The sequence below is a fragment of the Collinsella aerofaciens genome (assembly GCF_039758965.1).
Taxonomy (GTDB): domain Bacteria; phylum Actinomycetota; class Coriobacteriia; order Coriobacteriales; family Coriobacteriaceae; genus Collinsella; species Collinsella aerofaciens_BR.
Genome location: NZ_JBDMSL010000015.1, coordinates 35,127 through 61,268, shown reverse-complemented (window position 1 = coordinate 61,268; position 26,142 = coordinate 35,127). Strand labels below are relative to the sequence as shown.

The window sequence follows — 26,142 nt, the reverse complement described above, 5'->3', positions numbered from 1 at the left end:
GCGGACATGGCTCAGTTGGTAGAGCACAACCTTGCCAAGGTTGGGGTCGCGGGTTCGAGCCCCGTTGTCCGCTCCATTGCATTTCCGGACCGTTTAGGCGGTCCTTTTTCGGCGAAGTGGCCAAGTGGTAAGGCAGAGGCCTGCAAAGCCTTTACCCCCGGTTCGAATCCGGGCTTCGCCTCCAGGCAACATCCGGGCGCTCCGGCGCCCGTTTTGTTTTACATATGCGGACATGGCTCAGTTGGTAGAGCACAACCTTGCCAAGGTTGGGGTCGCGGGTTCGAGCCCCGTTGTCCGCTCCAACTATCTTACGCGGTTCTAACGAACCGCGTTTTTTGTTGACGCTGCGCGAGCCCCGGGCACCCCATCTTGCCCCTCAATCGTCGGTCGCGTACATAAAGTACGCTTCCCTCCTCTTTCGCGGCAACCTGGGGCACCCGGAGCCCGCTCGCTGTCGTGGCCGGGGGAGTGGGTCTTCCGTTCTTTTCACTAATCGGTCGATTCGTCCCGGGAGGTTCGAACCCGAGAGGGAGCGAGCGTTTTGGGTCGTGGCTGTGGCGTTGTTTGTCGCGAACGTCAGCTTTGGGCGTATCATCGTGGGCATCTCGCAAAACCTCGTTGCAAGGGAGACTTATCCCATGGCTACAGAAAAGTCCTCTTCGCGCTCATGGATGTCCGATGCCGCGATCTATCAGATCTACCCGCGCTCGTTTAAGGATTCGACTGGTTCGGGTCTGGGCGATATCGCGGGCATTACCCAGAAGATGGACTATCTTGAGCGGCTGGGTATCGAGGCCATCTGGCTGAGCCCGTTTTACCCATCGCCTCTTGTCGATGGTGGCTATGATGTGGCGGACTACTGCGATGTCGATCCACGTCTCGGCTCGCTTGACGACTTCGATGATATGATCGCTGCGGCTCACGCGCGCGGCATCAAGGTCATCGTCGACATCGTGCCCAACCATTCATCCAGCCAGCACCCCTGGTTCAAAGCCGCTCTTGCCGCCGGCCCCGGATCGCCCGAGCGCGCCCGTTATATCTTCCGCGATGGTCGCGGCGAGCATGGCGAGCTGCCTCCCACCAATTGGAATGCCAACTTTGGCGGCCCCGCATGGACGCGTGTTGCGGACGGTCAGTGGTATCTGCACATGTTTACGCCCGAGCAGCCGGACTTTGACTGGTCATGCCCTGAGGTTCACGCGCTCTTTTGCGACGTCCTGGCGTTTTGGAGCGATCGAGGCGTCGACGGCTTTCGCATTGATGTGGCGCAGGGTCTCGCCAAGGATCTCGACCGCGATGACCTCGACCGGTGGCATCTCGCCGAGGGCGATGACATGGTTGACGACGGCACCCATCCGCTGTGGGACCGCAACGAGGTCCACGAGATCTATCGAGAGTGGCGCCGCGTGTTCGACCGCTATAATCCGCCACGCAGCGCTGTTGCCGAGGCGTGGGTGCTGCCCGAGCGCCAGTATCTCTACGCGCGTCCCAGCGAGCTTGGCCAGACATTCAACTTTGAGTTTGCCAAGGCCACTTGGACCTATGATGACATGCACACTGCAATCGAGAAGGGCTTGAAGGCAGCCGTCGAATCCGATTCCGCCTCGACCTGGGTACTCTCCAACCACGACGTGCCGCGCGTGGCGACACGCTATGCCCTGCCGCAAATCAAGGCGACGCGCTACCACCAGATTGCGCTCGACTGGCTCTTACGTGACGGGTCGTCTTATGACGAGGACCGTGAACTCGGCGAGCGCCGCGCGCGGGCGGCCCTTTTGCTTGAACTGGCGCTTCCGGGCTCGGCATACGTGTATCAGGGCGAGGAGCTCGGCCTTTTTGAGGTGGCTGATATCCCGTGGGCTGCACTCGAAGACCCTACTGCGACCAATACGCACGGACCGAAGCGTGAGAAGGGGCGCGACGGCTGTCGTGTGCCCCTGCCGTGGGTGGCGGCGGACGATCCCGCGCATGGCGGATCGTTTGGGTTTTCGCCGGCAGACGCCGATGCGGCGCCCCATCTGCCGCAGCCTGCATGGTTTTCCGATTATGCTGCCGATAGGGAAGAAGTGGACCCGACATCGATGCTTGCGCTCTATCGTGACGCCCTCTGGCTGCGGCGCAAGCTGCGCGGGTGCGCCAACGATCTTGCGTGGCTCGATCTTGACGGGCGCACCGGTCTTGCGGATGGTGCCGAGGGCGCTGAGGGCGGCGTCATCGCCTATCGCCGCGATAACGGCTGGACGTGTGTGACGAACTTCGGTGCAGCACCCGTGGAGCTGCCGGCGGGCAGGGTCCTGCTCACCTCATCACCGCTTGCAGACGGCAGGCTCACGCAGGACAGCTCTGCCTGGATCATGCTCGGTGAGATGTAGGGGCATCTCGCTGCGAGCCTGCGTTTGTCCGTGCCTTTCGTGACGACTGATGCCCTCGCGAGAGCGTCGCAAAACTTTTTAAAAAAAGTTCTTGCATTTGGGTGGATCATCCCGTATATTAAATCCTCGCAGGCGGACATGGCTCAGTTGGTAGAGCACAACCTTGCCAAGGTTGGGGTCGCGGGTTCGAGCCCCGTTGTCCGCTCCATTTGGGCGTTTAGCTCAGGGGGAGAGCGCTTCCCTGACACGGAAGAGGTCAGAAGTTCAAATCTTCTAACGCCCACCAAATGTTCGCAGCTCAGAGGCTATGTCTCTGGGCTGTTTTGTTTTATGCCGCCAAGCACGCCGCCAAATAACCACCAAATATTGATCCAAGGTCTGTACGCGATGGTCTTCGCATCCCGTAGGGGTGCCGGCAGATTGCATACGTCCTGGCCGATCGTGACCGCAACATGTTGGTCAAGCACAATCTTTTGGATTCTTTTGGCGTGAGCGGCTTGGTTTTGGTAGGATTTGTCAGCGGCTTGACTAAGGGGGTTTTATAACTGCCATGCAGGTAGCCGTGTTGGTAACGTTTTACCGACTTGCCAAGAACCCCTCATAATTAATGCGTCTGCAAAATGACTAATTGCTTTGACCTGCTGAAACACTATATGTTGTGTTTGAACTAAAAAAAGAATACAGGATATAGATGCGTCTTTGTCGTATGATAGATGGCGGACAGAGAACGAAGACCTTATTCGTCCCATTTGGACACGCCTTTGAGCCGCTTGATCGGCCGCGAGGATTGTCCGCATGAGGACTTATGGTTTATCGAGAACACAGATTGCGCGACGGCGCCGCAAGACAGGGGCAAGCCCTGCCGGGCATCGTTTGGCTCTGAAGCGCAATGAGGCTACGACGCGAAAGAGGCAAGAGGATGAAGATCATCAAGCGCAGCGGCACCGAGGTTGTCTTTGACATCGATAAGATCGTCAATGCCATCCGCGCCGCCAACTTGGAGGTCGAGGAGAGCTCTCGTCTAACCGACCGCCAGGTGGTTTATGCGGCGCAAAACGTCGCCGAGGCATGCGAGAACGCGGGCCACACCGTTTCGGTCGAGGAGATCCAGGATTTGGTCGAGGACGAGATCATGCGTCTCGACTGCTACGAGGTTGCCCGCCACTACATCATCTATCGCTATGTTCAGAGCCTGAAGCGCCAGAAGAACACGACCGATGACAAGATCCTGTCGCTCATCGAGTGCAATAACGAAGAGGTCAAGCAGGAGAACTCCAACAAGAACCCGACTGTCAACTCCGTTCAGCGCGATTATATGGCCGGCGAGATTTCCAAGGACCTGACCCAGCGCGTGCTGCTGCCCCAGGAGATTGTGGATGCCCATAATGAGGGCCTGATCCATTTCCACGATTCGGACTACTTTGCCCAGCACATGCATAACTGCGACCTGGTGAACCTGGAGGATATGCTCCAGAACGGTACTGTTATTTCGGGCACGCTGATCGAGAAGCCGCACAGCTTCTCGACTGCCTGCAACATCGCGACGCAGATCATCGCTCAGGTTGCTTCCTCCCAGTACGGTGGCCAGTCGATTTCGCTGACCCATCTTGCCCCGTTCGTCGAGGTGAGCCGTCAAAAGATTCGCGGCGAGGTCGCCCGCGAGCTCGAGGAGCTCGGCGTTTCCGCATCTCCCGAAAAGGTCCGCGAGGTTGTTGAGGACCGCCTGCGTGACGAGATCCGTCGCGGCGTTCAGACGATTCAGTATCAGGTCGTGACCCTTATGACCACGAATGGCCAGGCGCCGTTCGTGACGGTCTTTATGTATCTCAATGAGGCCCGTACGCCCCAGGAGAAGCATGACCTTGCCATGATTGTGGAGGAGACGCTTCGTCAGCGCTATGAGGGCGTTAAGAACGAAGCCGGCGTGTGGATCACCCCGGCGTTCCCCAAGCTCATCTACGTGCTCGAGGACGATAACGTTCACGAGGATTCCCCGTACTTCTACCTGACTCAGCTGGCTGCGAAGTGCACCGCCAAGCGCATGGTGCCCGACTACATCTCCGAGAAGAAGATGCGCGAGCTCAAGCTGTCGAAGGGCGAGACCGCGGGCAACGGCGACTGCTATACCTGCATGGGTTGCCGCAGCTTCCTGACGCCCGACCGCTCCGGTAACGGATTTAACAACGTGGCCAACGCGCTGAACTATGACCCGAACAAGCCCAAGTACTACGGTCGCTTTAACCAGGGCGTTGTGACCATCAACCTGCCCGATGTTGCGCTGAGCTCGCATCAGGACATGGATAAGTTCTGGAAGATCTTCGACGAGCGCCTTGAGCTGTGCCACCGCGCCCTGCTGTGCCGTCATGAGCGTCTGATGGGTACGCTTTCGGATGCCGCACCGATTCTTTGGCAGTACGGTGCCCTCGCCCGCCTGAAGAAGGGCGAGACGATCGACAAGTTGCTCGTGGGCGGTTACTCCACCATTAGTCTGGGTTATGCTGGCCTGTATGAGTGCGTTAAGTACATGACGGGCCACAGCCACACCGAGAAGGAGGGCACGCCCTTTGCCATGGCCGTCATGCAGCGCATGAACGACAAGTGCGCGGAGTGGAAGGCCGAAAGCGATATTGACTTCTCGCTGTACGGTACCCCGCTTGAGTCGACGACCTACAAGTTCGCCAAGTGCCTGCAGCGTCGTTTTGGCATCATCCCGGGCGTGACGGACAAGGGCTACATCACCAACAGCTACCACGTCCACGTGTCCGAGGAGATCGACGCATTCGACAAGCTCAAGTTCGAGGGTATGTTCCAGCAGCTTTCGCCGGGCGGTGCCATCTCCTACGTCGAGGTTCCCAACATGCAGGACAACCTCAAGGCTGTCATTCGCGTGATGCAGTACATCTACGACAACATCATGTACGCCGAGCTCAACACCAAGAGCGACTACTGCCAGGTGTGCGGCTACGACGGTGAGATCAAGATTGTCGAGGATGACGGCAAGCTGGTGTGGGAGTGCCCCAATTGCGGCAATCGTGACCAGGAGAAGATGAATGTCGCCCGTCGCACGTGCGGTTACATCGGTACCCAGTTCTGGAACCAGGGCCGAACCGAGGAGATCCGCGACCGCGTGCTGCATCTCTAATAACCATCCCAGGCCGCCCCATAGCGAGGCCCCGGACCTTTACTCGCTATTTCGGACAGTCCTGGCTCACGACGGAGGCGCCACTGGCGCCTCCTGTTCGTGCGGAACTCATATCGAGCAAAGGTCCGGGGCCTCGCTACGGGGCGGCCAAGTTGACGTAGCGGAGATGCAGTTCGCGGTCTGCTCACTCCTCGAAGTTCTTAGCGGAAATGATTCGAGTTGCAGCTGCGATTTACTTGCGATGGCGGTTGAGCCGCAACCCAGTTTTTATTAGATCTCGAACCCTATGCTCGATGTTCGCTTCGTTCATTGAGTTACCCTTTGCATGAGGCCGGGACATATCGTCCCGCCCGCAGTTTCGCAGGCCGCAGGCCGAGAATGTTTGAGGACGGGATGATATGTCCCGGCCTCCCGGGAGAGTTACCTATGAATTACGCGAACATTAAGTATTTCGACATTGCTGATGGGGAAGGCGTTCGTACTTCTCTGTTTGTGAGCGGGTGCCGTCGTGGGTGCAAGAACTGCTTTAACTCTGTCGCGTGGGACTTTGCTGCGGGTGAGCCGTTCGATTGTGCCGTCGAGGACAAGATTATCGAGAGCCTCGACCATCCCTTTATCGATGGCCTGACGATTCTGGGCGGCGAGCCTATGGAGCCCGAGAATCAGGCGGGGCTTGTTGACTTTATCGAACGCGTGCGTGCGGCCTATCCCGCGGGGTCGGGCAAGACCATTTGGTGCTTTACCGGCGACGTGCTCGAGGAGCTAATGCCGGGTGGTCGTCACCATACCGAGGCGACGGACCGTATCCTTGCCTGCCTCGATATGTTGGTGGATGGCCCGTTTGTTCAGGATCTGTACGATATCTCATTGCGTTTTAGGGGCTCGAGCAATCAGCGCGTGATTGATATGAACGCCACGCGCGCCCGTGCTGTGCGCGAGGGCGTTGCGCTTTGCGACGCTGTGGAGCTTTGGCGGGACGATCCGGTCTATTCGACCCATACTATGTAGCTTGTGGCCGATGCCAAAGGGCGTGGTACCATAGCGCGAACGCAAAATCGGAAAAGTGAGGCCCAGATGGTCGATCAGGAAAAAGTCGAGGCCGCCATTAAGCTGTTGCTTGAGGGCATAGGCGAGGACCCAACTCGTGAGGGCCTGCTGGAGACCCCGGCGCGCGTTGCCCGTATGTATGGTGAGATCGCCGGTGGTATGGACCAGAGTGCCGAGGAGCACCTGTCCAAAACCTTTGCCGTCGCTTCGAACGATTTGGTTATCGAGCGCGACATCACGTTTTACTCGCTGTGCGAGCATCATCTGCTGCCGTTTTACGGCAAGGCTGCCATTGGCTATATCCCCAACGGCCGTGTCGCAGGGCTTTCTAAGCTTGCCCGCACGGTAGAGGTCTACGCCCGTCGTCTGCAGCTGCAGGAGCAGTTGTGCGCACAAGTTGCCGATGCCCTCATGGAGTATCTCGCTCCCCAGGGAGCGATTGTGCTCATGGAAGCTGAGCATATGTGCATGACCATGCGCGGCGTGCAAAAGCCTGGCACCAAGACCGTGACGCTCGCTCGTCGCGGCGTCTTTGAGACCGATCCCGCGCTCGAGGAGCGTTTCTTTAGGATGCTGGGACGCTAACTATGAGAGTCGTCAACGACTTTGCATCGAAGACCGATGAGGGGACGTCGCGTCGCGGCTTTATGGCTTCGGGCTTGGCCCCCTTTGGTGCCATGCCTCGCATTGATTACATTTGTGCCAACGGGCTGTTCCGGCGGCATCTGGGCAACATTGCGCAGTTGGAATCGGGGCGCATCTTCTGCCGCCACGGTATTGACCATCTGCTCGATGTCTCTCGCATTATGTGGATCAAGAATCTCGAGGAGCAGCTCGAATTTGACCGCGAGGTCATCTACGCCACGGCACTTCTTCACGATATCGGCAAAGATGAACAGTATGAATCGGGTATATCCCATGATGTTGCAAGCGAACGCGTCGCTGATGCGATTCTCGGCGGCATGCCCGATGACGTGGCGTTTGAGCCGGCCGATGCCGCAGCCATTAAGACGGCCATTCTGGGCCATCGAAAGCTGCGCGTGAACAGCCAACCGCTTGAGCGTCTGCTCTATGCAGCCGACAAAGCGTCGCGCGCCTGCTTTGCATGCCCCGCGCGCAATGCTTGCAACTGGAGCGATGATAAAAAGAACCTGTCGATTCGCGTGTAGTTAGTTTGCGCGGTCGGGGTTCTAAACGAAGGAGACGATCGCGATGAGCAACAAGAAACTGCCCGAGAATGCAACCAAGACTGAAGGCGCCGAGCTCGCCCGCCGTGGAAGGGGCGAAATATCCACCGCAACGGCGGTACCCCACGTGAGCTATGACGATCTGCGCCATGCCGACCGCATCACCGTTGAAGGTCTTGAGGTTTTTGCTAACCACGGCGTATATCCCGAAGAGAACGCGCTGGGCCAGAAGTTCATCGTGTCCCTGGTGCTCTATGCCGACCTGCGTGCAGCGGGGGAGCACGATAACCTGGACGCCTCGATTGACTACGGCTCGGTATGCCACGATGTCGATGGCTATCTGCGCGAGCATACGTTTAAGCTCATCGAGGCTGCAGCCGAGGGTGTGGCCCAGATGCTGCTGCGTCGTTACCCCCTGCTGCTTGGCGTGCACGTTAAGCTCGATAAGCCTTGGGCGCCCGTCGGTCTTCCCCTGGCAAGCTGCGGTGTCGAGATCGAGCGCGTGCGCTAGTCGACGCTAGAGCTTGTTGAGGGGCGGCTGCTTGAGCCGCTGCGACAGAGCTCTATTGTTGGGACAGTACGTGTCGAGCAGGGCGTGAAACCGCTGGTTGTGGCTTGGCTCGAGCAGGTGGACGAGCTCGTGGGCGACAACCATGTCGAGACACTCGATGGGATAGGCGGCAAGTTCGCGTGCGATGCGAACGGCACCGGATTTGGGCGTGCATGAGCCCCAACGCGTTTTCATGCTACGTACGGAAACGCGGGAAACGGCGACACCCATTGCGATTTCGTACGCGCGCGCCATATCGCGCAGCGCCGTGGTGACCTCGGATGCATAGAGCTGGTCGATGCGGGTCTGGAGCTCATCGGACGTCAGGCCGTCGAGGGTTGCGCGCCGCTTGGCCTGTGGGCGTTCGTTCGATTTGTCGGCACCCATAAAACTTGCGAAGGTGGCCTGCTTGGGCCGCGGTGCGGGTGATGCAAAGTTGCGATCGAGCGCATCTTGTACCGTGATGGGCTTGCCCCAAAGTGCAATGATGGACGAGGGGCTGAGCGGCTCTCGTGCCGTCGCCTGACGTTGCTCGCGCTGGGCAAGTCGACTGATAATCCAGGCGCTGTTGCGCTTCACAAACGCTTCGATACGCTCGCGGCTGGCGTCGAGCGGTGCACTGGCGTGGACCTCACCGCTCGATGTGACGCGTAGGTTGAAGTTCTTGACGCGCTTTTTGGTAACGACGACGGGGATGGATGTGCCATCCGGTCGGGATACGGAAATCGTAAACTGCTGCGTCAAAAGCGGTCCTTCAGATTGGGGACGGGCCGGCATGTCGACCGTTCGGCATGCCGGCCCGCTCAAGGGATGTGAAATTAATAACGCTCGAAGAAGGCAAGCGCGTTGTCGCTGCAGAGCTTTTGCATCACGGTCTTGCCAAAATGCTTGGAAAGCATGTTCTGGAACTCGGGCATCTTGCTGGCATCGGAGAGGAAAGCGGGCACCGTGGCGCCGTCCCAGTCGCCGCCGAGCGCGATGACGTCCTCGCCGCCCAGGTCGAGCCAGTGCTCGATATGTGCCGCCAGCTGGTCGAAGGTGACGTCTGCGGCGGTCTTGTCGGTTGCGTCGTTGGAAAGGAACTCGCCGCAGTAGTTGAGGCCGACGATACCGCCCATGTCGCGAATGGTGCGGAACTGGTCGTCGGTGAGGTTGCGCTTGACGCCGCAGACGGTGCGGGAGTTGGAGTGGCTGGCGACGAAGGGACGCGTGGCGTGGGCGACAACTTCGTCAAAGCATTCATCGTTGAGGTGGGAGACGTCGAGCACCATGCCGGCGTGCTCCATCTGCGTAAGTGCCTCGATGCCGGCGGCGGTGAGGCCGGCGTGGGTGTCGTGGCCGCTCGCGAGCGGTCCCTGCGCGTTCCAGCTGAGTGATGACATGAGTACGCCCAAGCTCTTGAGCACCTCGATCAGTGCGGGGTCCTCGGCAAAGAACGTGGCGTTTTCGATGGCGTGGATGCAAGCGACCTTGCCGTCCTTGAGCGCGGGGCGAATGTCTGCGGCGCTGCGTACGTTGACCATGCGGTCGTGGTTGAGCATTGCCTGGCCGCTCATATGCGCCATGATTTGCGCCTGGAAGCGCGCGGCGTGGGCGGTGGGAATCTCGTCGGGGACAAACGTGGCGAAGCACTGTGCCCATGGCGTGTTGCCGATCTTTGCGAGCGAGATGGCGCAGGCGTTGCCCTCGACGAGGTCGAAATCTTGCGGATGCGTTTCGTCGCCGGGGAAATAACCGTCGGTGCCGGCGGTAAAGCGCAGGTCGAGATCGAGCGTGGCCCAGCCGATACGGTCGGCGGTGTCGCAGTGTAGGTCAAATACGGGATATGCCATGGTTCCTCCGGTTGCAGCGTTTCTTTGCAAACTGTCCTTGAATTGTATGACTAGGGTATAGTTAGCGCCATATGTTCACGGCGGCCCGCGTTGTGCGCCGCCCTTATCACGGAGGTTACCATGTCCAACCAGGGCAAGAAGGTCAAGACCCATTATCGCGGCACGCTCGATGACGGCACGCAGTTCGATAGTTCCTACGATCGCGGCGAGCCGCTGGAGTTCACCTGCGGCGCCGGTCAGATGATCAAGGGCTTCGACGCCGCTGTTGTCGACATGCAGGTGGGCGAGAAGAAGACCGTGCACATTCCTGCTGCCGATGCCTACGGCGAGCACAATCCCGAGATGGTTATTACCTTCCCGGCCGAGCAGGTTCCCAACATCGAGCAGATCGAGAAGGGCATGAAGCTCTTCCTGTCCACGCCGAGCGGTATGCCCGTTCCCGCCGTGGTCATCGACGTAACGCCTGAGGCCGTTACGCTCGATGCCAACCACGAGCTGGCCGGCAAGGACCTCAACTTTGATATCGAGCTTGTTGAGGTCGAGGGTTAGAGTATGTCTGAGCGCTTGGTTTCGACGACATGCTTGGGAAATCTCAACGATCCGTCCTATGAACTCCTGCTTCGCCGGAAGTTGGGCGGCGTCTTTGAAGTTGACGAGCTGCTGCTCGATTGGGACCAGGCTGATGTATGCGCGCTTGTGGGCGTGACGGAGCTGGGGCGCACGGTCGATGTTCGGCTGGATGCTGCCGACGGCGGTCGTTTTACCGACGGCGACGTGCTCGCCATCGACCGTTCGGGCATGGTGCCCGTGGCGGTTGTCGTGCGCCTGCGCAGTGCCGAGGTTTATTTGGTCGAAGTTGACCGCATGGACCCGATTGCGCTCGCGCATGCGTGCTGGGAGATCGGCAATATGCACGCGCCGCTTTTCCGAGGCGATTCGGACGAGTATACCGTGCGCATGTATACGCCGGTGCAGCCTGTTTTGGGCCGCATGCTCCGGGGCGTCGAGGGCGTTCGGCTCTCGGTGGTTACCCGTGAACTCGATGCGGACCGGCGCTTTGCGTCGAGTGCGGCGGATGCCGTCGTGAGCATGGCTCCCGACTTTACCATCGTAAAAAAGACGCGCGGCTAAGCGCGTGTATACGCAAGGCGGGCTTTGAGGGGCGACCAATCAAGGTCCGTCTTGCTGTTGATAGGAGGCTTTGGGGAAGCATATGGGTCTTGAGGGAATCAAGCTGATTGCATGCGATTTGGACGGCACGTTGCTGCATCCGGGGGAGCACGAGCCGCGTTCCGAGGCCTTTGAGCTCATCGATGAACTGCATCGTCGCGGCATCGTGTTTATGCCGGCGAGCGGTCGTCAATATGCGAGCTTGCGCTACCTGTTTGCCCCGGTGGCCGATGAGCTCGCCTATGTATGCGAAAACGGAGCCCTAGTGATGAACGAGGGGCGTGCCGTTGTCAAGCGTTCCATGGAGCGTAGCCTTGCTATGGATATCGCGAATGCCGTGGTTGCGTATCCCCATGCCGACGTGACCCTTTCGTGTGAGGGACACCTCTACACCATGAGCGGCAACGATGCGTTCGTCGACCATTTGCGCTATGAGGTCCACTGCGATGTGGCGGTGGTCGACCGTCCTGAGGACATCGACGAGGACGTCATTAAGATTGCCTTCCAGACGCCCGAGGTGGATCAGCCGGCGGCCCTGGAGTATTTTGAGCGCCTCTTTAGCGACCGTGTCGACGTGATGACGTCGGGAACCGAGTGGACGGACTTTATCGGCTTTGATTCGGGTAAGGGTTCCGCGCTTGCCGATTACGGTCGTGCCCTGGGAATTTCGCCCGACGAGATGATGGCGTTTGGCGATAACGAAAACGACCGCGACATGCTCAACGTCGTGGGCCATCCTTATCTAATGGAGAGCTGCAATCCCTCTATGCGTGGCATCAACGACCGCGTCCGCTACGTGCGCACGGTCGAAGAAGAACTGCGCCGCCTGCTCGCCGAGTAGATATATGTGGCATGCCTAGGAATCTCTTTTTGCTGCAGAGTGCAGAAAGGTGGATTTTAAGGCATGTCCCGAACATCTACCGGCAGTCGGGGCAGAGACCCTCGAAGATGGTGTAGTGCGACGTGACGTGCCAGCCGATTTGCTCGGATGCCTTGGCGTCGAGTTGGGCATCGAAGGGGAGCGGTACGTCGATGACGCGGCTGCACGAGGTGCAGATGATATGCGCATGCGGCTCGATCGTGCGATCGAAGCGGCTGCCGCCCGGCGTCTTGATGGAGAGAATCTCGCCGGCGTCGGCCAAGAGATTGAGGTTGCGGTAGACCGTGCCGCGGCTGATTTTGTCATCCTGCGCGCGCACGACGTTGTAGATTTCGTCGGCGGTGGGATGGTTATAGCTTTGGCGCACGGCGTCAAGAACCAGCTTTCGCTGCCTGGTATTCCTTCTTTGCACCGCCATGCGCCTCGCCTCTTTTCTATCAACGGTCGTAGGTAAATGATACCGTATTTAGCACACAATACTAATAACGAGGCGTGAAACCGTCTTCATTGGCAAGTGGGGCTCGGGCCTGGGCGTCTACGAGGCGAAAACGCGTTCCCATACGCTCGTAGGAGGCATGAAGCGCCTCGAGATGAGATAGGATATTTGCCGGAGCCCCCTGTATCTCCATCTCGACTGAGCCGTCTTCCATGTTACGCACCCAGCCGGTGAGCGCGCGTGCCTGCGCGAGGTTGGTGTTGGTAAAGCGAAAGCCAACGCCCTGGACTTGCCCCGCCCAGCGCAGGAAATAGCGCAGGGGAGTGTCTTGAGTGGCCTCGTCGCTTGCGAGCACAGTAAGCCTGCGGCGCAGCTCGAGCTCGACGTTTGATGGTTTTTGAGGCTCTCGACTGCCGCCGGTGACGCTGGAGAAGAACGTATCGAAGAGACCCATAGCTATGCCTGCTTGCCTGCGTCGGCTGGGAAGGTTATGCCGGCCTGCTGGCGCACGGCATCCATGATGCGCAGTGAGACGAGTGTGACATCGCGGTAGTGGCCAAGCTCGTGGCGTCCCGCCGGGGTCTCCCAAATCTCTTCCTTAACGTTATCGATGCCGCCGATGGCGGTGATAAAGTCTGTGAGTTCGTATTCCATAGTGTTGCTCGATTTGGGCAGGTCGAGCACGCGGCCGTTGTCTCCCTGTTCGCGCGGTGCCTCGGTCGCCGAGCCGCGTACGACGTCGCCGCGATAGTCGATGCGGACGTTGCGGGGCGTGGACAGATGGTCGATCTGGATAGTGCCACGCTCGCCTTCGATCTGCGAGGGCAACAGGTCGTTCGTAATTTTGGAGTGCGCGAGCTCGACGGAGATACGGCCACCGCCGTAGCTGGCGAGGATGGAACCGCAGCCATCGATGGGGCCGTGCGTGAGCTGTCGCGTGGTGGGATCGAGCAGGGTGGTCATGCTCGTAAGGCCGGAGGGCATGCCAAAGATCTCGACCATGGGCTCGACGGTATAGACGCCAATGTCCATGAGGGAACCCGATGCCATATTGCAGTCGAAGATATTGGTGGCGCGTCCCGCGAGAATCTCGTTGTAGCGCGAGGAATACTTGCCAAAGCGCAATGAGGCGCGGCGGATGGGGGCGATCTCGCCCAGGGCGTCCTCGATGGCGTGGAAGGCGGGATCGTGGAGGGGACGCATGGCCTCGAGGGCCACGACACCTGCTGCCTCGGCAGCGCGGAAGACTTCCAGCGCCTGCGCTTCGGTGGCGCAGAAGGGTTTCTCGACGATGACGTGCTTGCCACCGGCGATGCAGGCAAGGGCCTGCTCGTAGTGGAGCGCATTGGGGCTGCCGATGTAGACGGCGTCGACGTCGTCGGCGGACGCAAGCTCGTCAAGTGCGGTGAAGTTACGCTCGCCGCCGTGTTCGGCGGTAAAGGCGGCGCCGCGCTCGGCATCGCGCGAGAGCGTGCCCACAAACGCGGCTTGGTCGTTGGCGTTGACGACCTGGATAAAGTCGTCGGTAATCATGGATGTGCCGATGGTCGCTATACGCAGCATGTATCCCCCTCGTGCCGTTCGGTTTACAGGATGAGTGTAGCGCGAGGGGGCAGGAAATAGCGTGCGAAAACGCCGTTACAGGTCGCTCTCGTTAAAGCCGGTATCGATATCGAGGTTGCTGCCGTCGGCCGCCGTGGTGGCGAGCTCATCGCAGCGCTCGTTGAGCTCGTGGCCGGCGTGACCCTTAACCCAGATGAACTCAACCTTGTGCTTGCTTTTGGCGGTGAGTAGGCGCTCCCACAGATTGCGGTTCTTGACGGGCTGCTTGTTGGCGGTTTTCCATCCGCGCTTTTTCCAGCCGTCGATCCAGTGCTTGTTAAAGGCGTTGACGACGTACTGCGAATCGGAATGGACCTCGACCTCGCAGGGGCGGTTAAGTGCCTCGAGCGCCACGATGACCGCCATGAGCTCCATGCGGTTGTTGGTGGTCTTGGCGTAGCCGCGCGAAAGCTCGGAGGTGAAGGTCTTGCCGGCGGGGTTGGTGTATTTGAGCACGGCGCCGTAGCCGCCGCGTCCCGGATTTGATCGGGCCGAGCCGTCGGTATAGATGATGACCTTCACGGGCTTCCTTTCGTTGGGTACGTTTCGTGTGAGTGACCATTGTAGCGCCATGCCCGCCGGGGGCTAGCAATCTACGATTTCTACCCCGTCTTCCGACAGTTAGTTGGCATGGATGATGCGGTTGAGCTCGTCGAGGTATTGCTGCAAGAGGGGAGAGGGCTTGCGCTCGTCGTGCATGATATAGCCTACGTGCATCGTTGGGGCGTCTGCTAACGGGATCGATGCCATACCCCATTGCATTTCATTGGAGAGGACACCGGTCGACAGGGTGTAGCCGTTCGACGTGATAAGTAAGTTAGTAAGTGTTCCGCGGTCCGAGATTCGTATGTTGCGGTCGCAAGGGATATAGCTAAAAGGTTCCTCGGCGTAATAGAAGGAGTTTGAGGTTCCCTGCTCAAAGCTGTAGCGCGTATATGGTGTGAGGTCGGCAAGGGACAGCTGCGGGCGGCGGGCAAGCGGGTGGCGCTCGCTAACGAAGACGTGGACCGTCGCGTTGAATAGGGGATGGAAGCTCGCGCGCGCATCGGCAAAAGCCTTCTGCAGAACGCGGGCGTTAAAGTCGTCCAGATAGAGGATGCCGATGTCGCTGCGAAATGCGCGGACGTCATCGATGATCTGCGATGTGGTGGTCTCGCGCATGATGAACTCGAACTTGCTGTCGCGGCAGCGCTCGACTACGTTGACAAAGGCCTCGACCGAAAAGGCGTAGTGCTGGGCGGAAATGGCGAGGCGGGCTTGCGGGGTACCGCCGTCCTCGTAGCGGGCCTCGAGCATGTCGGCCTGCTCTACGACCTGGCGTGCATAACCCAAAAGCTCGGTGCCGTCGTTGGTGAGCGTGACGCCGCGGCTGGAGCGCGTAAAGATCTCCAGATTGAGTTCCTGTTCCAGGCTTTTGACGGCGTTTGAGATGTTGGACTGAGCGGTATAGAGGCGCTGAGCTGCGGCGTTAATTGAGCCGGATTCTGCCACGGCGATAAGAAAGCGAAGCTGCTGGAGGGTCATCGGCGCCCGTCCTTTCGATAGCTATCTAAAAAACCGATAACAGGTTAGCGCTTTTAAGTGATTGACCGAGGGAAACAATGCTCGTACTATTCAAAACACACAAAGGCGGTAGGTAATTAAGCCAACCACGGAACCGGGATGCGAAAGGAGGCCCGCATATGAATTGCTTACCAAGACGAATGCCGGGCTCCTGTTTGCGCCCGTCGGCGTGATCAGGAGACAGCGACTTACTTCTCTCTTTTTATTTACTTTTGTTCGATCAAGGAGATCATCATGAGCCTGTTCATCAACAACCCCGAGCACACCTTTGGTTTCGATACCCTGCAGCTTCACGTTGGCCAGGAGAGCGCCGATCCCGCATCCGACTCCCGCGCCGTGCCTATCTACCAGACCACGAGCTATGTGTTCCGCAATTCCCAGCACGCCGCCGACCGCTTTGGTCTTGCCGACGCCGGCAACATCTACGGCCGTCTGACCAACTCCACCCAGGGCGTCTTCGAGGACCGTATCGCCGCACTCGAGGGTGGCGTGGCAGGTCTTGCCGTCGCCTCCGGTGCCGCTGCCATCACCTATACCCTGCAGGCTCTCGCCCAGGCCGGTGACCACGTGGTCGCCCAGAAGACCATCTACGGCGGTTCCTACAACCTGCTGGAGCATACGCTCTCCCAGTTTGGCGTCGAGACCACGTTTGTCGATGCCCATAACCTGGAAGAGGTTGAGGGTGCCATCAGGGACAACACCACGGTCATCTATCTCGAGACGCTCGGCAACCCCAACTCCGACATCCCCAACATCGACGCCATCTCCGAGATCGCCAAGAAGCACGGTCTGCCGGTTGTCGTCGACAACACCTTCGGCACCCCGTATCTGTTCCGTCCGCTGGAGCATGGTGCCAACATCGTCGTTCACTCCGCAACCAAGTTCATCGGCGGCCACGGCACCTCGCTGGGCGGTGTGATCGTCGACGGCGGTAACTTCGATTGGAAGGCGAGCGGCAAGTATGCGCAGATCGCCGAGCCCAACCCCTCCTACCATGGCGTCTCGTTTGCCGAGGCTGCCGGTCCCGCCGCCTTCGCAACCTATGTCCGCGCTATCTTGCTGCGTGACGAGGGCGCCTGCATCAGCCCGTTCAACGCCTGGATCCTGCTCCAGGGCACCGAGACTCTGTCGCTGCGCGTTGACCGTCATGTCGAGAACACCAAGAAGGTCGTTGAGTTCCTGGCTGGTGACAGCCATGTCGCCAAGGTGAACCACCCGAGCCTGTCTGAGCACCCCGATCACGAGCTCTATCAGAAGTACTTCCCCAACGGCGGTGCCTCGATCTTTACCTTTGAGATTAAGGGTGGCCAGGAGGCCGCCTGGAAGTTCATCGATCATCTGCAGGTGTTCTCGCTGCTCGCCAACGTGGCCGACGTCAAGTCGCTCGTCGTGCACCCGGCTACCACCACGCACTCCCAGCTCTCTGCCGAGGAGCTCGCCGAGCAGAACATCACGCCCTCCACGATCCGTCTTTCCATCGGTACCGAGAACGCCGAGGATATCATTTGGGATCTGAAGCAGGCCTTCGCCGCGCTGGACGAGTAAGGCGACTTGTGCAAGGACCCCTTGCGACTCGATAGGTATAACTGCATAAAATGCCTGCTCAAGGCGCCTGTGCGAACAATGGTTGCACAGGCGCCTTTTTTTGCATAGAGCGGGTGCAAAAACAGGGTTTTTGACACGCTTTATGCATTTGAGTTGTGGAAAACTCCTGTTGAGAGGATGTGAGTTTTACGCAATTGACGTGCGCCTTTTGAGTAAAACCGCAGGTCGCGATTTGCTCGGGGTACTATGCAGCGCGATCGAATCACACGCAGCTCAAACGCAGCAAAAACGCACTACGGAGGTTTCCAGCTACATGAGGATCGATTCACGAAAACCGAAAGCCGCCGCCCTTTCCGCCGCTCTGACCGTGGCACTTTTGGCGGGCGCCGGTGCAACTGATGCCCACGCCGCAACACTGTCCGATACGGTTGGATCTACTCCGTCCGAGACGACGCTGGTACAGCCCGTTGACTATCGCGGCGATGGTTATGGTTCCATGCAGGAGTGGAACGCCTCGATGGAGGCCAAGCGCGATTCCCTGGAGATGCGCGCTCAGATCATCATGAACATGTACGGTGACTATGCCACCGATGACGAGCGCGCTGTGCTGCAGGGTTGCATCGACGGCGCGGGTAGCCTGTTGACGATGGGGGAGGTTGACGCCAAGTCGACCGAGCTCGATGAGCTGCGCATTGCGCTTGAGGATGCCAAGCGCGAAGCGCTCGAGGTTGCTGCCGCCGAGGCGGAGGCTGCCGAGGCCGCCCAGGCTTCGTACTACAACGCCGGTTACACTCCGTCCTACGCGTCTGCCGCGTCCTACGCGAACGGATCGGGCCTGACGCGCTCTGCGGGTGTCAATAACTACAACGGTCGCCGCGAGACCTATTACAGCAGCAATGTGCTTTATCACTATCGCACGGGCGAATGGACTCAGGATTCTGAGGGCTTCTGGCGCGATTCCGACGGCTATTACGTTGTTGCCGCGGGCGATATGGCCCAGGGCTCGACCTTTACGGGCTCCAAGGGTGATTGCAAGGTCTATGACTCCGGTTGCGCTGCCGGAACCACCGACTACTACACCGGTTGGTAATTTTTCTGCATCACGGATATTTGGCGGACGGGCGTCTTTACCGAGCTTTAGGGCAACGTAAGGACGTCCGTTCTATGTATGCGTTTGAGTTAACAGAGCCCTTACCGTGGCGGTACGCTGGGCGTATGGATGCGGGGCACACTGGTTCTTGAGAAATAAGGTCTTTCTCTTGGAGGAAGTGGTCTTGTGAATGCTCGAGATATTGCCGTTGCCGCCGTCGCGTTGATGCTTGGTTGCCTTGGTCCTACGGCCGCGCTCGTCGCGGGTATGCAGGGGTCTTGTGGGGCTGCCTCTATCGTGGTTGGCGTGTTGATCGCGGCCGCGCTGCTGGGAAGTGCGGGTGTAGCCCTTTGTCGCGACGATGAGGGCCAGGCGTCGGAGTCGCAGCTCTAACCGTTGTGAAGCTGATTTTTGGTCAAAGATGAAAAAGGAAGCCGCCGCGAGGGGAGTGCCCCTTGCGGCGGCTTTACCATTGGATCTGTTGGCTGCAGTATGCCGAGCACTACCAGCTGCCTTCTATTTCGCGAATCCTCTGGTAGAGCCAATCGTTTTGCGGCACTTGGATATCGTGTTTGGCGGCCAGGCGGCAAATGGTGCCCGCGAACTCCTCGACTTCGGTTTTTCGTTGTGCGATGCGGTCCTGCGCCATCGAGGGCATACCGGTGGGGTCGATTTCCTCGATGAGGTGCACCATTTGCGTCAGGTCTGCCTCGGTCAGCTCAACGCCCTCGGCGTTGGCAACCGCAAGCGCCTCGCGCATGGCGGAGACAAAACAGCGGCGCTGCTCGGAGCCCGGCTCCGTGGCGCTTCCGTAGGTCCCGCCGTAGGCCATGCAGGTCTGGTTGATGCCGTCGTTGAGCATGAGTTTGGCCCACATGCGGTGGGCGATGTCGTCCTCGACGGTATGGGCGATGCCGCAGCGCGTATAGAGCTCGTCGATAGCGGCGACAGTCGCGGGGTCGGTGCCCGCTGCCGCGCCAAAGCGAATCTCGCCCGCATTGGTAAAGGTGAGCGCGCCGTTGAGGAACACGGCGTCCATGCCCTGGCAGATACCAAGAACGGTATGCTCCCAGCCAAAGCGTTCGGCAATCTTTTGCTCGCTCGTAATGCCGTTGCACAGCGAGGCGATGAGCGTGTTGGGTCCCACGACACGCTCCATAGTCTTGAGTGCTTGGTCGAGACCGGTGGTCTTGACCGTCAGGATGACCAGATCGGCGGGTGTCGCCTCGCTGGCGCGGACGGACGTGAGATCGCAGGGCTTGCCGTTGACGGTGAGCGCGTCGTTCGCATGGCGCTCAAAGCGAGCGTCGTCCATGACGTATTCGACGGCGTCGTTGCCGAGGGCCTTGGCAATCATGCTGCCGTAGAGCAGGCCGACGCCGCCCTTGCCGATAAAGGCGACCTTGTTGATCTGCATATGAATCATCTCCCCATATAAAAGGCGCCCGCATATGGGGCGCCTGATGGATTGTATGTCGTCGGGGCGTTTGGTGGGCGCGCGGGGCTGCTGTTGTGAAAAAGAAACTATTGCGCAGTGCGCTTATGCCGCGGGGCAGACCGCAAAAACGCGCGCGGGGTATCCGACACCATCACGGACCTTAGGGAAGGTGCAGAAGATGACGGCGCCCGTGGCGGGAAGCTCGTCTAGATGGTCCATGACCTCGATCTGATAGCGGTCGACCGAGAGGATGTATTGTTCGCCGGGGTAGGGGTAGGCGTCCTCGCGTGTGGTCACGCTCGTCTCCTTTCATCGGGCTTTTTGCTGATGTTAAAGCGGTGCCGTGACGGCCTGATTTCTGCTGCGTTACGATACGTTCTCAATTGCGATTCCGATGTGTTTCGATGACGTGACGGGTTTGTTTCGCCTTGTCAGGGCTTCGATGGGAGGGGAGGGGCCGTGCAATATCGCGTTGACCCCAAAAGCGGCAACCGTATCTCGGCGTTGGGGCTGGGCTGCATGAGGTTTCCCGGTGCGCCGGGACGCCCGGATGCGAAGACTGCCGACGCCATCATCTCCCGTGCGGTGGAGCAGGGGATTAACTACCTGGACACGGCCTATCTCTATCCCGGCAACGAGGCTTGTGTGGGTGCGTCGCTTGAGCGCCTGGGCTTGCGCGACCAGGTTTTGCTCGCAACCAAGCTGCCGCATGCTTCGTGCAAATGCGCGGAGGATTTCGACCGGTTCTTCGACGAGCAACTGCGCCGCCTGCGGACCGACCATATCGACTATTACCTCATGCACAACATTACCTCGCCCGCCCAGTGGGAACGTGTGGTGGCGTTGGGCATCGAGGACTGGATCGCGCGTCAAAAGGCGGCGGGGCGCATTCGCCAGATTGGTTTTTCGTACCACGGCAGCGCGGCGGATTTCCTAACGATGCTCGATGCATATGAGTGGGACTTTTGCCAGATCCAGTACAATTACGCTGGAGAGCGATATCAGGCGGGAACAGCGGGGCTCATGGCCGCCGCCGAGCGAGGCCTCGCGGTGTTTGTGATGGAGCCACTGCTGGGCGGGCGTTTAGCGGGCAAGCTGCCGCCACGGGCCCGCGCTGTGCTCGATAGTGCCCGTGACCCGCATTTGCGCACTCCTGCCGCCTGGGGTCTTTCGTGGGTCTGGAATCATCCTCAGGTGACGATGCTGCTTTCGGGTATGACCGATATCGCGCAGGTGGATGAGAACGCGGTGTTGGCCGATCGGGCCCTGCCGGATTCGATGACTGCCAACCAGCTCGACACGATCGCGCACGTGCTGGATGAGTTTGAAAAATCGAATCGCGTGCCCTGCACGGGATGCGGCTATTGCATGCCGTGCCCTAAAGGCATCAATATCCCTGGATGTTTTGCCGCCTACAACGCAAGCTATGCGCACAGCTGGTTTACGGGTCTATCGCAGTACTTTACGGCGAGCGCGGTGCGCACAAGCGAGGCCAAGCTGGTGAGCAATTGCGTCAAGTGCGGCAAATGCGCGCGCCACTGCCCACAGCATATCGATATCCCCGAGCGTCTCGATGACGTGCGCCGACGTTTCCAGCCTGGCCCCGTGACGGCAGTGCTTAAGGCCTTCGGCAAAACGCGCTCCTCGTGACCCTTTTATAACTTGCGCTGGAATAGTTCCTGCTTGCGGCAGAATAGGGCTTAAACAGGGACTATTCCACCGCAACTGAAGGGGGCTGTCGTGGGCCATCGGGATTCATGGGATGATTCGCGTGAGGTTCGTTGGGGCATTTTGGGCGCTGGGCACATTTCTCATCGATTTGCATCGTCGCTCAAGAAGGTCGACGGGGCACGGCTGGTGGCTGCGGCCGGCCGCACTCCTGCACATGTCGAGGAATTTTGCCGAGCGTTTTCGATCGATGCTGCGCATGGCCATGCCTCGGTCGACGATAACGGCGATGCGGCTTATGACGCGCTGATTGCCGACCCCGATGTCGACGCAATTTACTTGGCTCTTCCGCATGGCATGCATACGCGTTGGGCCTGTCGCGCGCTGTGCGCCGGAAAGGCCGTGCTGTGCGAAAAGCCGGCCGTTTTGAGTGAGGAAGAGGCTCTCTCGATTGCCTCCACCTCTCGCGAGCGCGGCGTGCTGTTTATGGAGGCGATGAAGAATCGGTTTTGCCCGATGCGCACTCGCGTGAAAGAATTGCTTGCGTCGGGTGAGCTTGGCCGTATCGTCTCGATTGAAAGCGTGCAAAAGCTCGATTACGGCGAGTCTCCTTCGGGCTATCTGCTTGATCCGCTGCAGGGCGGCTGTCTATATGACATGGGCTGTTATGCGGTCGGTTGGTTTGAGGATTTGCTCGCGGGCGCGTGCGAGGTTTCGTCCCGTGAAGTTCGCTGGCGTGACGTATCAGGCGGCCGTGTCGATTGGGCCGACGAGATCCATATGAGCGTCGGCGGTATACCCATTCATATGGTGTGCGACGGCAAAGCAGCATATGAAAGCCGCTTAACGATTGCCTGTGAGCGGGGCTCGTTGGAAATCGAGCGTCTTCATCGCCCCGAGCTCGCCCATGTGAAGTACTCCGACGGTCGAGCACTCGAAATCGATGCACCATTTGAGGTCGATGATTTTTACGGTGAGGTGTCGCATGCGGCGCGGCTCATTCAGGCGGGGAAACTCGAAAGCCCCATCATGTCCCTAGCCGCCACACAGCGCTGTGCGCACATCATCGATGCAATCCGTCTAGCCCTCTAGGACTTGGCGCTGACGCGTAGGGGATCATGACGCCGGCGCCCGTGGTGCCTGGCGGCCCACATCTCTGATGCCTCTTTTATAACTTGCGGTGGAATACGGTCTGTTTGCGCCAAAATATGGCACCAATAGACCGTATTTCACCGCAACTGATGAGGGGGAGTTGGAGATGCTGACGATCGGGTGTCATCTTTCGACGACGAAGGGCTATCGGGCAATGGGGGAGACGGCGTTGTCCATTGGCGCCAATACCTTTGCATTTTTTACGCGCAACCCGCGCGGTGGCAAGGCAAAAGACCTTGACATGGATGACGTGGCGGCTCTGCGCGAGCTTATGGCGCAAAACGACTTTGGACCGCTGGTGGCGCATGCCCCGTATACCTATAACCCCTGCTCCGCTAAGGAGCGGGCGCGCGAGTTTGCCTTGGAGGCTATGGCGGAAGATTTGCAGCGTCTGGAAGCGCTGCCCGGCAACTACTACAACTTCCATCCTGGCGCGCATGTGGGACAGGGGGCAGACGCCGGCATTCAGATGATTGTCGACACGCTGTGCCAGGTGATGTTTGAGGGGCAGCAGACGACGGTATTGCTCGAGACCATGGCGGGCAAGGGCACCGAGGTGGGTCGTAGCTTTGAGGAACTGGCGCTCATCATTGAGGGTGTTGCCGGCAAGCGCCCCGAGCTGTCGGCCAAGCTGGGCGTTTGTTTGGATACCTGCCATGTGAGCGATGCCGGCTACGACATCATCCATGATCTGGACGGCGTACTCGACGAGTTCGACCGCGTGGTGGGTATCGAGCGCCTGCGCGCCGTGCATATCAATGACTCCAAGAACTCTTGTGGCGCCCATAAAGATCGTCACGAGTGCATCGGCAAGGGATACCTTGGCAGCGAGGAATTTGGTGGCGGTATGCAGGTTATGCAGAATATTGTATCGAATGGCCACTTGCGTTCGCTGCCGTTTATTTTGGAGACTCCGAACGAACTTGCAGGTTATGCAGCTGAAATTAGACTATTAAGGTCATTGCAGCAGTAATAACTGTCACAAAGTAGAGTATTCCATTCACGTTATGGGTTTGTTTCAATCAGTTTTCTCATTGCAGATTCGTAATTCCGGGTGCATAATAGCCAACAGTTTTTGCAGACCTCTGAATCAAACGAGGTCACCGGAAGGAGACTGATTATGAAGCTGAAGAAGCTTGGCGCATTTGCCGCCACGGGTGCTATGGCACTCGCCCTTGCTCTGACGGGCTGCGGTTCGTCCAACGCCACCTCTGGTTCTGATGCCGGTTCCAGCAGCTCTGATGACGCTAAGGTCGAGAAGGTCGACGGCTCCAAGGAGTACGCGCTCGTCAAGGACGGCACGCTGACCGTCGGCACCTCTGCCGAGTACGCGCCGTTTGAGTACAAGGATGACAACGGCGACTACCAGGGCTTTGACCTTGAGCTCATCAAGGCTATCGGTGACAAGCTGGGTCTGGATGTCGAGTACGTCAACAATGACTTTGACACGCTGGTTCCGGGCGTCGCTTCGGGCGCCAAGTATGACGTTTCCATCGCGGCTATCACCGACACGCCCGAGCGTGAGAAGGAAGTCACTTTCTCTGATTCCTACTACATGGACGATCAGGCTATCGTGACCAAGGTCGATAACACCGACATCACGGCCGACAACTACAGCGAGAAGCTCAACAACGCCGACGCTACCATCATCGTCCAGTCTGGCTCGACCGCCGAGGCCTTTGCCCAGGAGAACTTCCCCAAGGCCAAGATCGTCCCCTACAAGGACGCCACCGAGTGCTTCAGCGCCCTGCAGTCCGATAAGGGCGACGCCGTAGTCACCAACCGCTCCGTTGCCAGCCAGCTGACCGCCGAGCAGTTCAACACCTGCCAGACCATCAAGCAGATCAGCACCGGCGAGGAGTACGCCATCGCCATCAACCAGGGCAACACCAAGCTCAAGGACGACATCAACCAGGCCATCAAGGACCTGACCGACGACGGTACCGTCGACGCCCTCATGGCTAAGTACAATATCAAGTAAAATAACTACTTGATTGCGCGCGGGCCCTTTCCGTTTTGGCGGAAAGGGCCTTTGCGCTTCTCTTGACGGAGAGCGTTTCCGTCTCGTTTTGCCGGCAACTTCTACGATAGGAGCCACCTTGTCTCGACTGAACAAAGGGGCCGCGGAGCAGTGTTTTCCACTGCCCTCGATGCTCCAAAAGCTGGCCTGTGCCCTGGCTGTGGCGCTCGCCCTGGTATGCGCGGGGGCCTGCGTGCCCACGACCGCCCAGGCGCTTGAGACCGCAAAGATTACCGCCCGACCCAATACCGGTTCGGGTAGCGATGTGGTCGGCGGCACCGAGACGCGCATCACTTGGGAAGTTCAGGCCGATGCCGACGAGGAGCTGAGCGGTCTTTCGCTGACGTTTGTCGACGGCACGACGTTTGGTACCGATGACACGCGATTGACGATGCTCTCGGGCGAGGACCTCATGGATCGTACGCCCATGAAGCCCACGTGCAAGGCTGACGGCCAGACGCTCAAGATTGACTTTGGCGAGACGGCGCCTGCCGGCGGCTATTTCCGCGTCGAGGTTTACGGTGTGACGTTTCCCGTCGAGGGCGGCGATGAGGCCTTTAGCGGCACCTATACGCTCGCCGACGGTTCGACCAAGAAGATCTCCAAGATTCCGTCGGTGGAGATCAAGGGCGTGACGGCCTTCGATAACTTCCTGGCCGACCTTAAGGAGCAGCCGTGGGTCGAGGCGTGGAACTCCAATATGTTCCTGCGCCTGTTCCTGAACCCGGTCATTTTGGTCCAGAGCCTGCCGATCGTCTTCAAGGGCTTCCTTATGTCGCTTTCGATCGTGCTCGTGGCGTTTCCGCTGGCAATTCCCTTTGGCTTTGCCCTGTCGCTTATGCGCATCTCCAAGTCGCGCATCCTGCGCTGCCTCGCCGGCATCTACGTGAATATCATTCGCGGTACGCCGGCGTTCCTGCAGATCTATATCGCGTTCTTCGGTCTGCCGTTGGCCGGCGTCAAGGTGGACGACTATGTTTTGGGCGTTATCGTCATGGCCATGAACTCGTCTGCGTACCTGTGCGAGATCTTCCGTGCCGGTATTCAATCGATCCCCAAGGGCCAAAACGAGGCTGCTCGCTCTCTGGGCATGAATGCCTTCCAGACGCTGCTCTACGTTATGATTCCGCAGACGTTCCGCAATGTTTTGCCTACGCTGACCAGCGAGTTTATCTTGCTTTACAAGGATACGTCGCTGCTTGCCGCCGTGGGTGTGGTCGAAATCGTCATGAACGCCCGTACCATCGTGGCCACGACGGGCTCCATTACACCGTACGTGGTTGCCGCCCTGTTCTATCTGGTCATCACCCTGCCGCTCGCTCGCTTGGTGAGCGGTCTTGAGGCGAGGCTTTTGGGTACGACCGAGACCAAGAAGAAGCGTCCCGCCAAGAGCGCCGGACAGGTTGTCGCGACGCCTGCCGATCACATCGCCGGTCTGTAAGGAGGTC

Annotated in this window: 26 protein-coding genes and 5 tRNA genes; 22 read left to right on the top strand and 9 right to left on the bottom strand. The window is 59.1% G+C overall.

What is annotated here, in order from left to right; genetic code table 11:
- The 11 genes from ABHU32_RS06315 to folB all read left to right on the top strand — a co-directional run bounded on the left by ABHU32_RS06315 (position 1) and on the right by folB (position 8,259).
- Positions 1–76: transfer RNA gene (locus ABHU32_RS06315), tRNA-Gly, on the top strand.
- A gap of 34 nt (positions 77–110) precedes the next feature.
- Positions 111–184 (top strand) — tRNA-Cys (locus ABHU32_RS06310).
- 42 nt (positions 185–226) lie between these two features.
- Positions 227–302 (top strand) — tRNA-Gly (locus ABHU32_RS06305).
- 336 nt (positions 303–638) lie between these two features.
- Positions 639–2,372, top strand: coding sequence for a glycoside hydrolase family 13 protein (locus tag ABHU32_RS06300; protein ID WP_346979411.1), 1,734 nt, complete (start codon positions 639–641; stop codon positions 2,370–2,372).
- 132 nt (positions 2,373–2,504) lie between these two features.
- Positions 2,505–2,580, top strand: a tRNA-Gly gene (locus ABHU32_RS06295).
- 3 nt (positions 2,581–2,583) lie between these two features.
- Positions 2,584–2,658, top strand: a tRNA-Val gene (locus tag ABHU32_RS06290).
- 633 nt (positions 2,659–3,291) lie between these two features.
- On the top strand, positions 3,292–5,514 hold the full coding sequence (gene nrdD / locus ABHU32_RS06285; RefSeq protein WP_055309732.1) for an anaerobic ribonucleoside-triphosphate reductase: 2,223 nt from the start codon (positions 3,292–3,294) through the stop codon (positions 5,512–5,514).
- A gap of 426 nt (positions 5,515–5,940) precedes the next feature.
- On the top strand, positions 5,941–6,522 hold the full coding sequence (gene nrdG / locus ABHU32_RS06280; RefSeq protein WP_152067922.1) for an anaerobic ribonucleoside-triphosphate reductase activating protein: 582 nt from the start codon (positions 5,941–5,943) through the stop codon (positions 6,520–6,522).
- 66 nt (positions 6,523–6,588) lie between these two features.
- Positions 6,589–7,146 carry a GTP cyclohydrolase I FolE gene (gene folE, locus ABHU32_RS06275; RefSeq protein WP_152067921.1) on the top strand — a complete coding sequence of 186 codons (558 nt, stop codon included), beginning with the start codon at positions 6,589–6,591 and terminating at the stop codon, positions 7,144–7,146.
- 2 nt (positions 7,147–7,148) lie between these two features.
- Entirely contained in the window at positions 7,149–7,730 is a 582-nt protein-coding gene (locus tag ABHU32_RS06270; RefSeq protein WP_022094400.1) for an HD domain-containing protein, read from the top strand.
- Between the two features lie 43 nt (positions 7,731–7,773).
- A complete protein-coding gene (gene folB, locus ABHU32_RS06265; protein WP_195624795.1) occupies positions 7,774–8,259 on the top strand; it encodes a dihydroneopterin aldolase in 486 nt (161 codons plus the stop codon).
- Positions 8,260–8,265: 6 nt separating this feature from the next.
- On the opposite strand, the gene ABHU32_RS06260 is transcribed toward folB, so the two are convergent.
- Positions 8,266–9,042 (bottom strand): M48 family metallopeptidase, encoded by a 777-nt coding sequence (locus tag ABHU32_RS06260; RefSeq protein ID WP_346979410.1) that lies wholly within the window; start codon positions 9,040–9,042, stop codon positions 8,266–8,268.
- Positions 9,043–9,116: 74 nt separating this feature from the next.
- Complete coding sequence (locus ABHU32_RS06255; protein ID WP_346979409.1) at positions 9,117–10,130, bottom strand: dipeptidase; 1,014 nt, start codon at positions 10,128–10,130, stop codon at positions 9,117–9,119.
- A 120-nt stretch (positions 10,131–10,250) separates the two neighbouring features.
- Here ABHU32_RS06255 and ABHU32_RS06250 point away from each other — a divergent pair, with 120 nt between their 5' ends.
- The 3 genes from ABHU32_RS06250 (at position 10,251) to ABHU32_RS06240 (ending at position 12,141) form a co-directional block, all read left to right on the top strand.
- Entirely contained in the window at positions 10,251–10,679 is a 429-nt protein-coding gene (locus ABHU32_RS06250) for an FKBP-type peptidyl-prolyl cis-trans isomerase (RefSeq protein WP_055286916.1), read from the top strand.
- A 3-nt stretch (positions 10,680–10,682) separates the two neighbouring features.
- Positions 10,683–11,261, top strand: coding sequence for an urease accessory protein UreE (locus ABHU32_RS06245; RefSeq protein ID WP_346979408.1), 579 nt, complete (start codon positions 10,683–10,685; stop codon positions 11,259–11,261).
- An 82-nt stretch (positions 11,262–11,343) separates the two neighbouring features.
- A complete protein-coding gene (locus ABHU32_RS06240; protein ID WP_346979407.1) occupies positions 11,344–12,141 on the top strand; it encodes an HAD-IIB family hydrolase in 798 nt (265 codons plus the stop codon).
- Positions 12,142–12,217: 76 nt separating this feature from the next.
- Here ABHU32_RS06240 and ABHU32_RS06235 read toward each other — a convergent pair whose 3' ends face one another.
- From ABHU32_RS06235 to ABHU32_RS06215, 5 genes are all read right to left on the bottom strand, one after another.
- Entirely contained in the window at positions 12,218–12,598 is a 381-nt protein-coding gene (locus ABHU32_RS06235) for a Fur family transcriptional regulator (protein WP_172677978.1), read from the bottom strand.
- 61 nt (positions 12,599–12,659) lie between these two features.
- Complete coding sequence (locus ABHU32_RS06230) at positions 12,660–13,070, bottom strand: acylphosphatase (RefSeq protein ID WP_117583885.1); 411 nt, start codon at positions 13,068–13,070, stop codon at positions 12,660–12,662.
- Positions 13,071–13,072: 2 nt separating this feature from the next.
- Complete coding sequence (locus ABHU32_RS06225) at positions 13,073–14,179, bottom strand: Gfo/Idh/MocA family protein (protein WP_117770164.1); 1,107 nt, start codon at positions 14,177–14,179, stop codon at positions 13,073–13,075.
- Positions 14,180–14,254: 75 nt separating this feature from the next.
- Complete coding sequence (gene rnhA, locus ABHU32_RS06220) at positions 14,255–14,791, bottom strand: ribonuclease HI (protein ID WP_346979406.1); 537 nt, start codon at positions 14,789–14,791, stop codon at positions 14,255–14,257.
- Positions 14,792–14,839: 48 nt separating this feature from the next.
- Positions 14,840–15,742 (bottom strand): LysR family transcriptional regulator, encoded by a 903-nt coding sequence (locus ABHU32_RS06215; RefSeq protein ID WP_117770163.1) that lies wholly within the window; start codon positions 15,740–15,742, stop codon positions 14,840–14,842.
- Between the two features lie 273 nt (positions 15,743–16,015).
- On the opposite strand from ABHU32_RS06215, the gene ABHU32_RS06210 reads away from it, so the two are divergent.
- The 3 genes from ABHU32_RS06210 (at position 16,016) to ABHU32_RS06200 (ending at position 18,809) form a co-directional block, all read left to right on the top strand.
- Positions 16,016–17,326, top strand: a complete 1,311-nt coding sequence (locus ABHU32_RS06210) for an O-acetylhomoserine aminocarboxypropyltransferase/cysteine synthase family protein (protein WP_346979405.1) — start codon at positions 16,016–16,018, stop codon at positions 17,324–17,326.
- A gap of 313 nt (positions 17,327–17,639) precedes the next feature.
- Positions 17,640–18,416: a hypothetical protein gene (locus ABHU32_RS06205; RefSeq protein WP_346979404.1), complete on the top strand. Its 777-nt coding sequence runs from the start codon at positions 17,640–17,642 to the stop codon at positions 18,414–18,416.
- 186 nt (positions 18,417–18,602) lie between these two features.
- On the top strand, positions 18,603–18,809 hold the full coding sequence (locus tag ABHU32_RS06200; RefSeq protein ID WP_346979403.1) for a hypothetical protein: 207 nt from the start codon (positions 18,603–18,605) through the stop codon (positions 18,807–18,809).
- 109 nt (positions 18,810–18,918) lie between these two features.
- On the opposite strand, the gene ABHU32_RS06195 is transcribed toward ABHU32_RS06200, so the two are convergent.
- Together ABHU32_RS06195 and ABHU32_RS06190 are read right to left on the bottom strand one after the other, a co-directional pair.
- Complete coding sequence (locus ABHU32_RS06195; RefSeq protein WP_346979402.1) at positions 18,919–19,833, bottom strand: ketopantoate reductase family protein; 915 nt, start codon at positions 19,831–19,833, stop codon at positions 18,919–18,921.
- A 123-nt stretch (positions 19,834–19,956) separates the two neighbouring features.
- A complete protein-coding gene (locus tag ABHU32_RS06190) occupies positions 19,957–20,151 on the bottom strand; it encodes a cyclase family protein (RefSeq protein ID WP_138374657.1) in 195 nt (64 codons plus the stop codon).
- Positions 20,152–20,313: 162 nt separating this feature from the next.
- On the opposite strand from ABHU32_RS06190, the gene ABHU32_RS06185 reads away from it, so the two are divergent.
- The 5 genes from ABHU32_RS06185 (at position 20,314) to ABHU32_RS06165 (ending at position 26,135) form a co-directional block, all read left to right on the top strand.
- On the top strand, positions 20,314–21,504 hold the full coding sequence (locus tag ABHU32_RS06185) for an aldo/keto reductase (RefSeq protein ID WP_346979401.1): 1,191 nt from the start codon (positions 20,314–20,316) through the stop codon (positions 21,502–21,504).
- A gap of 90 nt (positions 21,505–21,594) precedes the next feature.
- A complete protein-coding gene (locus tag ABHU32_RS06180; protein ID WP_346979400.1) occupies positions 21,595–22,614 on the top strand; it encodes a Gfo/Idh/MocA family protein in 1,020 nt (339 codons plus the stop codon).
- A gap of 166 nt (positions 22,615–22,780) precedes the next feature.
- Positions 22,781–23,647, top strand: coding sequence for a deoxyribonuclease IV (locus tag ABHU32_RS06175; RefSeq protein ID WP_346979399.1), 867 nt, complete (start codon positions 22,781–22,783; stop codon positions 23,645–23,647).
- Positions 23,648–23,794: 147 nt separating this feature from the next.
- Positions 23,795–24,655 (top strand): ABC transporter substrate-binding protein, encoded by an 861-nt coding sequence (locus ABHU32_RS06170; RefSeq protein WP_099431468.1) that lies wholly within the window; start codon positions 23,795–23,797, stop codon positions 24,653–24,655.
- Positions 24,656–24,773: 118 nt separating this feature from the next.
- Positions 24,774–26,135 carry an ABC transporter permease subunit gene (locus ABHU32_RS06165; RefSeq protein WP_346979398.1) on the top strand — a complete coding sequence of 454 codons (1,362 nt, stop codon included), beginning with the start codon at positions 24,774–24,776 and terminating at the stop codon, positions 26,133–26,135.
- Positions 26,136–26,142: the final 7 nt, after the last annotated feature.

What these genes read in the sequence shown, in the direction of transcription:
- ABHU32_RS06300 (WP_346979411.1), top strand. Translation starts at nt 639, where the DNA reads ATGGCTACAGAAAAGTCCTCTTCGCGCTCATGGATGTCCGATGCCGCG.
- nrdD (WP_055309732.1), top strand. Translation starts at nt 3,292, where the DNA reads ATGAAGATCATCAAGCGCAGCGGCACCGAGGTTGTCTTTGACATCGAT.
- nrdG (WP_152067922.1), top strand. Translation starts at nt 5,941, where the DNA reads ATGAATTACGCGAACATTAAGTATTTCGACATTGCTGATGGGGAAGGC.
- folE (WP_152067921.1), top strand. Translation starts at nt 6,589, where the DNA reads ATGGTCGATCAGGAAAAAGTCGAGGCCGCCATTAAGCTGTTGCTTGAG.
- ABHU32_RS06270 (WP_022094400.1), top strand. Translation starts at nt 7,149, where the DNA reads ATGAGAGTCGTCAACGACTTTGCATCGAAGACCGATGAGGGGACGTCG.
- folB (WP_195624795.1), top strand. Translation starts at nt 7,774, where the DNA reads ATGAGCAACAAGAAACTGCCCGAGAATGCAACCAAGACTGAAGGCGCC.
- ABHU32_RS06255 (WP_346979409.1), bottom strand. Translation starts at nt 10,130, where the DNA reads ATGGCATATCCCGTATTTGACCTACACTGCGACACCGCCGACCGTATC.
- ABHU32_RS06250 (WP_055286916.1), top strand. Translation starts at nt 10,251, where the DNA reads ATGTCCAACCAGGGCAAGAAGGTCAAGACCCATTATCGCGGCACGCTC.
- ABHU32_RS06245 (WP_346979408.1), top strand. Translation starts at nt 10,683, where the DNA reads ATGTCTGAGCGCTTGGTTTCGACGACATGCTTGGGAAATCTCAACGAT.
- ABHU32_RS06240 (WP_346979407.1), top strand. Translation starts at nt 11,344, where the DNA reads ATGGGTCTTGAGGGAATCAAGCTGATTGCATGCGATTTGGACGGCACG.
- ABHU32_RS06235 (WP_172677978.1), bottom strand. Translation starts at nt 12,598, where the DNA reads ATGGCGGTGCAAAGAAGGAATACCAGGCAGCGAAAGCTGGTTCTTGAC.
- ABHU32_RS06230 (WP_117583885.1), bottom strand. Translation starts at nt 13,070, where the DNA reads ATGGGTCTCTTCGATACGTTCTTCTCCAGCGTCACCGGCGGCAGTCGA.
- ABHU32_RS06225 (WP_117770164.1), bottom strand. Translation starts at nt 14,179, where the DNA reads ATGCTGCGTATAGCGACCATCGGCACATCCATGATTACCGACGACTTT.
- rnhA (WP_346979406.1), bottom strand. Translation starts at nt 14,791, where the DNA reads ATGGCGCTACAATGGTCACTCACACGAAACGTACCCAACGAAAGGAAG.
- ABHU32_RS06215 (WP_117770163.1), bottom strand. Translation starts at nt 15,742, where the DNA reads ATGACCCTCCAGCAGCTTCGCTTTCTTATCGCCGTGGCAGAATCCGGC.
- ABHU32_RS06210 (WP_346979405.1), top strand. Translation starts at nt 16,016, where the DNA reads ATGAGCCTGTTCATCAACAACCCCGAGCACACCTTTGGTTTCGATACC.
- ABHU32_RS06205 (WP_346979404.1), top strand. Translation starts at nt 17,640, where the DNA reads ATGAGGATCGATTCACGAAAACCGAAAGCCGCCGCCCTTTCCGCCGCT.
- ABHU32_RS06195 (WP_346979402.1), bottom strand. Translation starts at nt 19,833, where the DNA reads ATGCAGATCAACAAGGTCGCCTTTATCGGCAAGGGCGGCGTCGGCCTG.
- ABHU32_RS06175 (WP_346979399.1), top strand. Translation starts at nt 22,781, where the DNA reads ATGCTGACGATCGGGTGTCATCTTTCGACGACGAAGGGCTATCGGGCA.
- ABHU32_RS06170 (WP_099431468.1), top strand. Translation starts at nt 23,795, where the DNA reads ATGAAGCTGAAGAAGCTTGGCGCATTTGCCGCCACGGGTGCTATGGCA.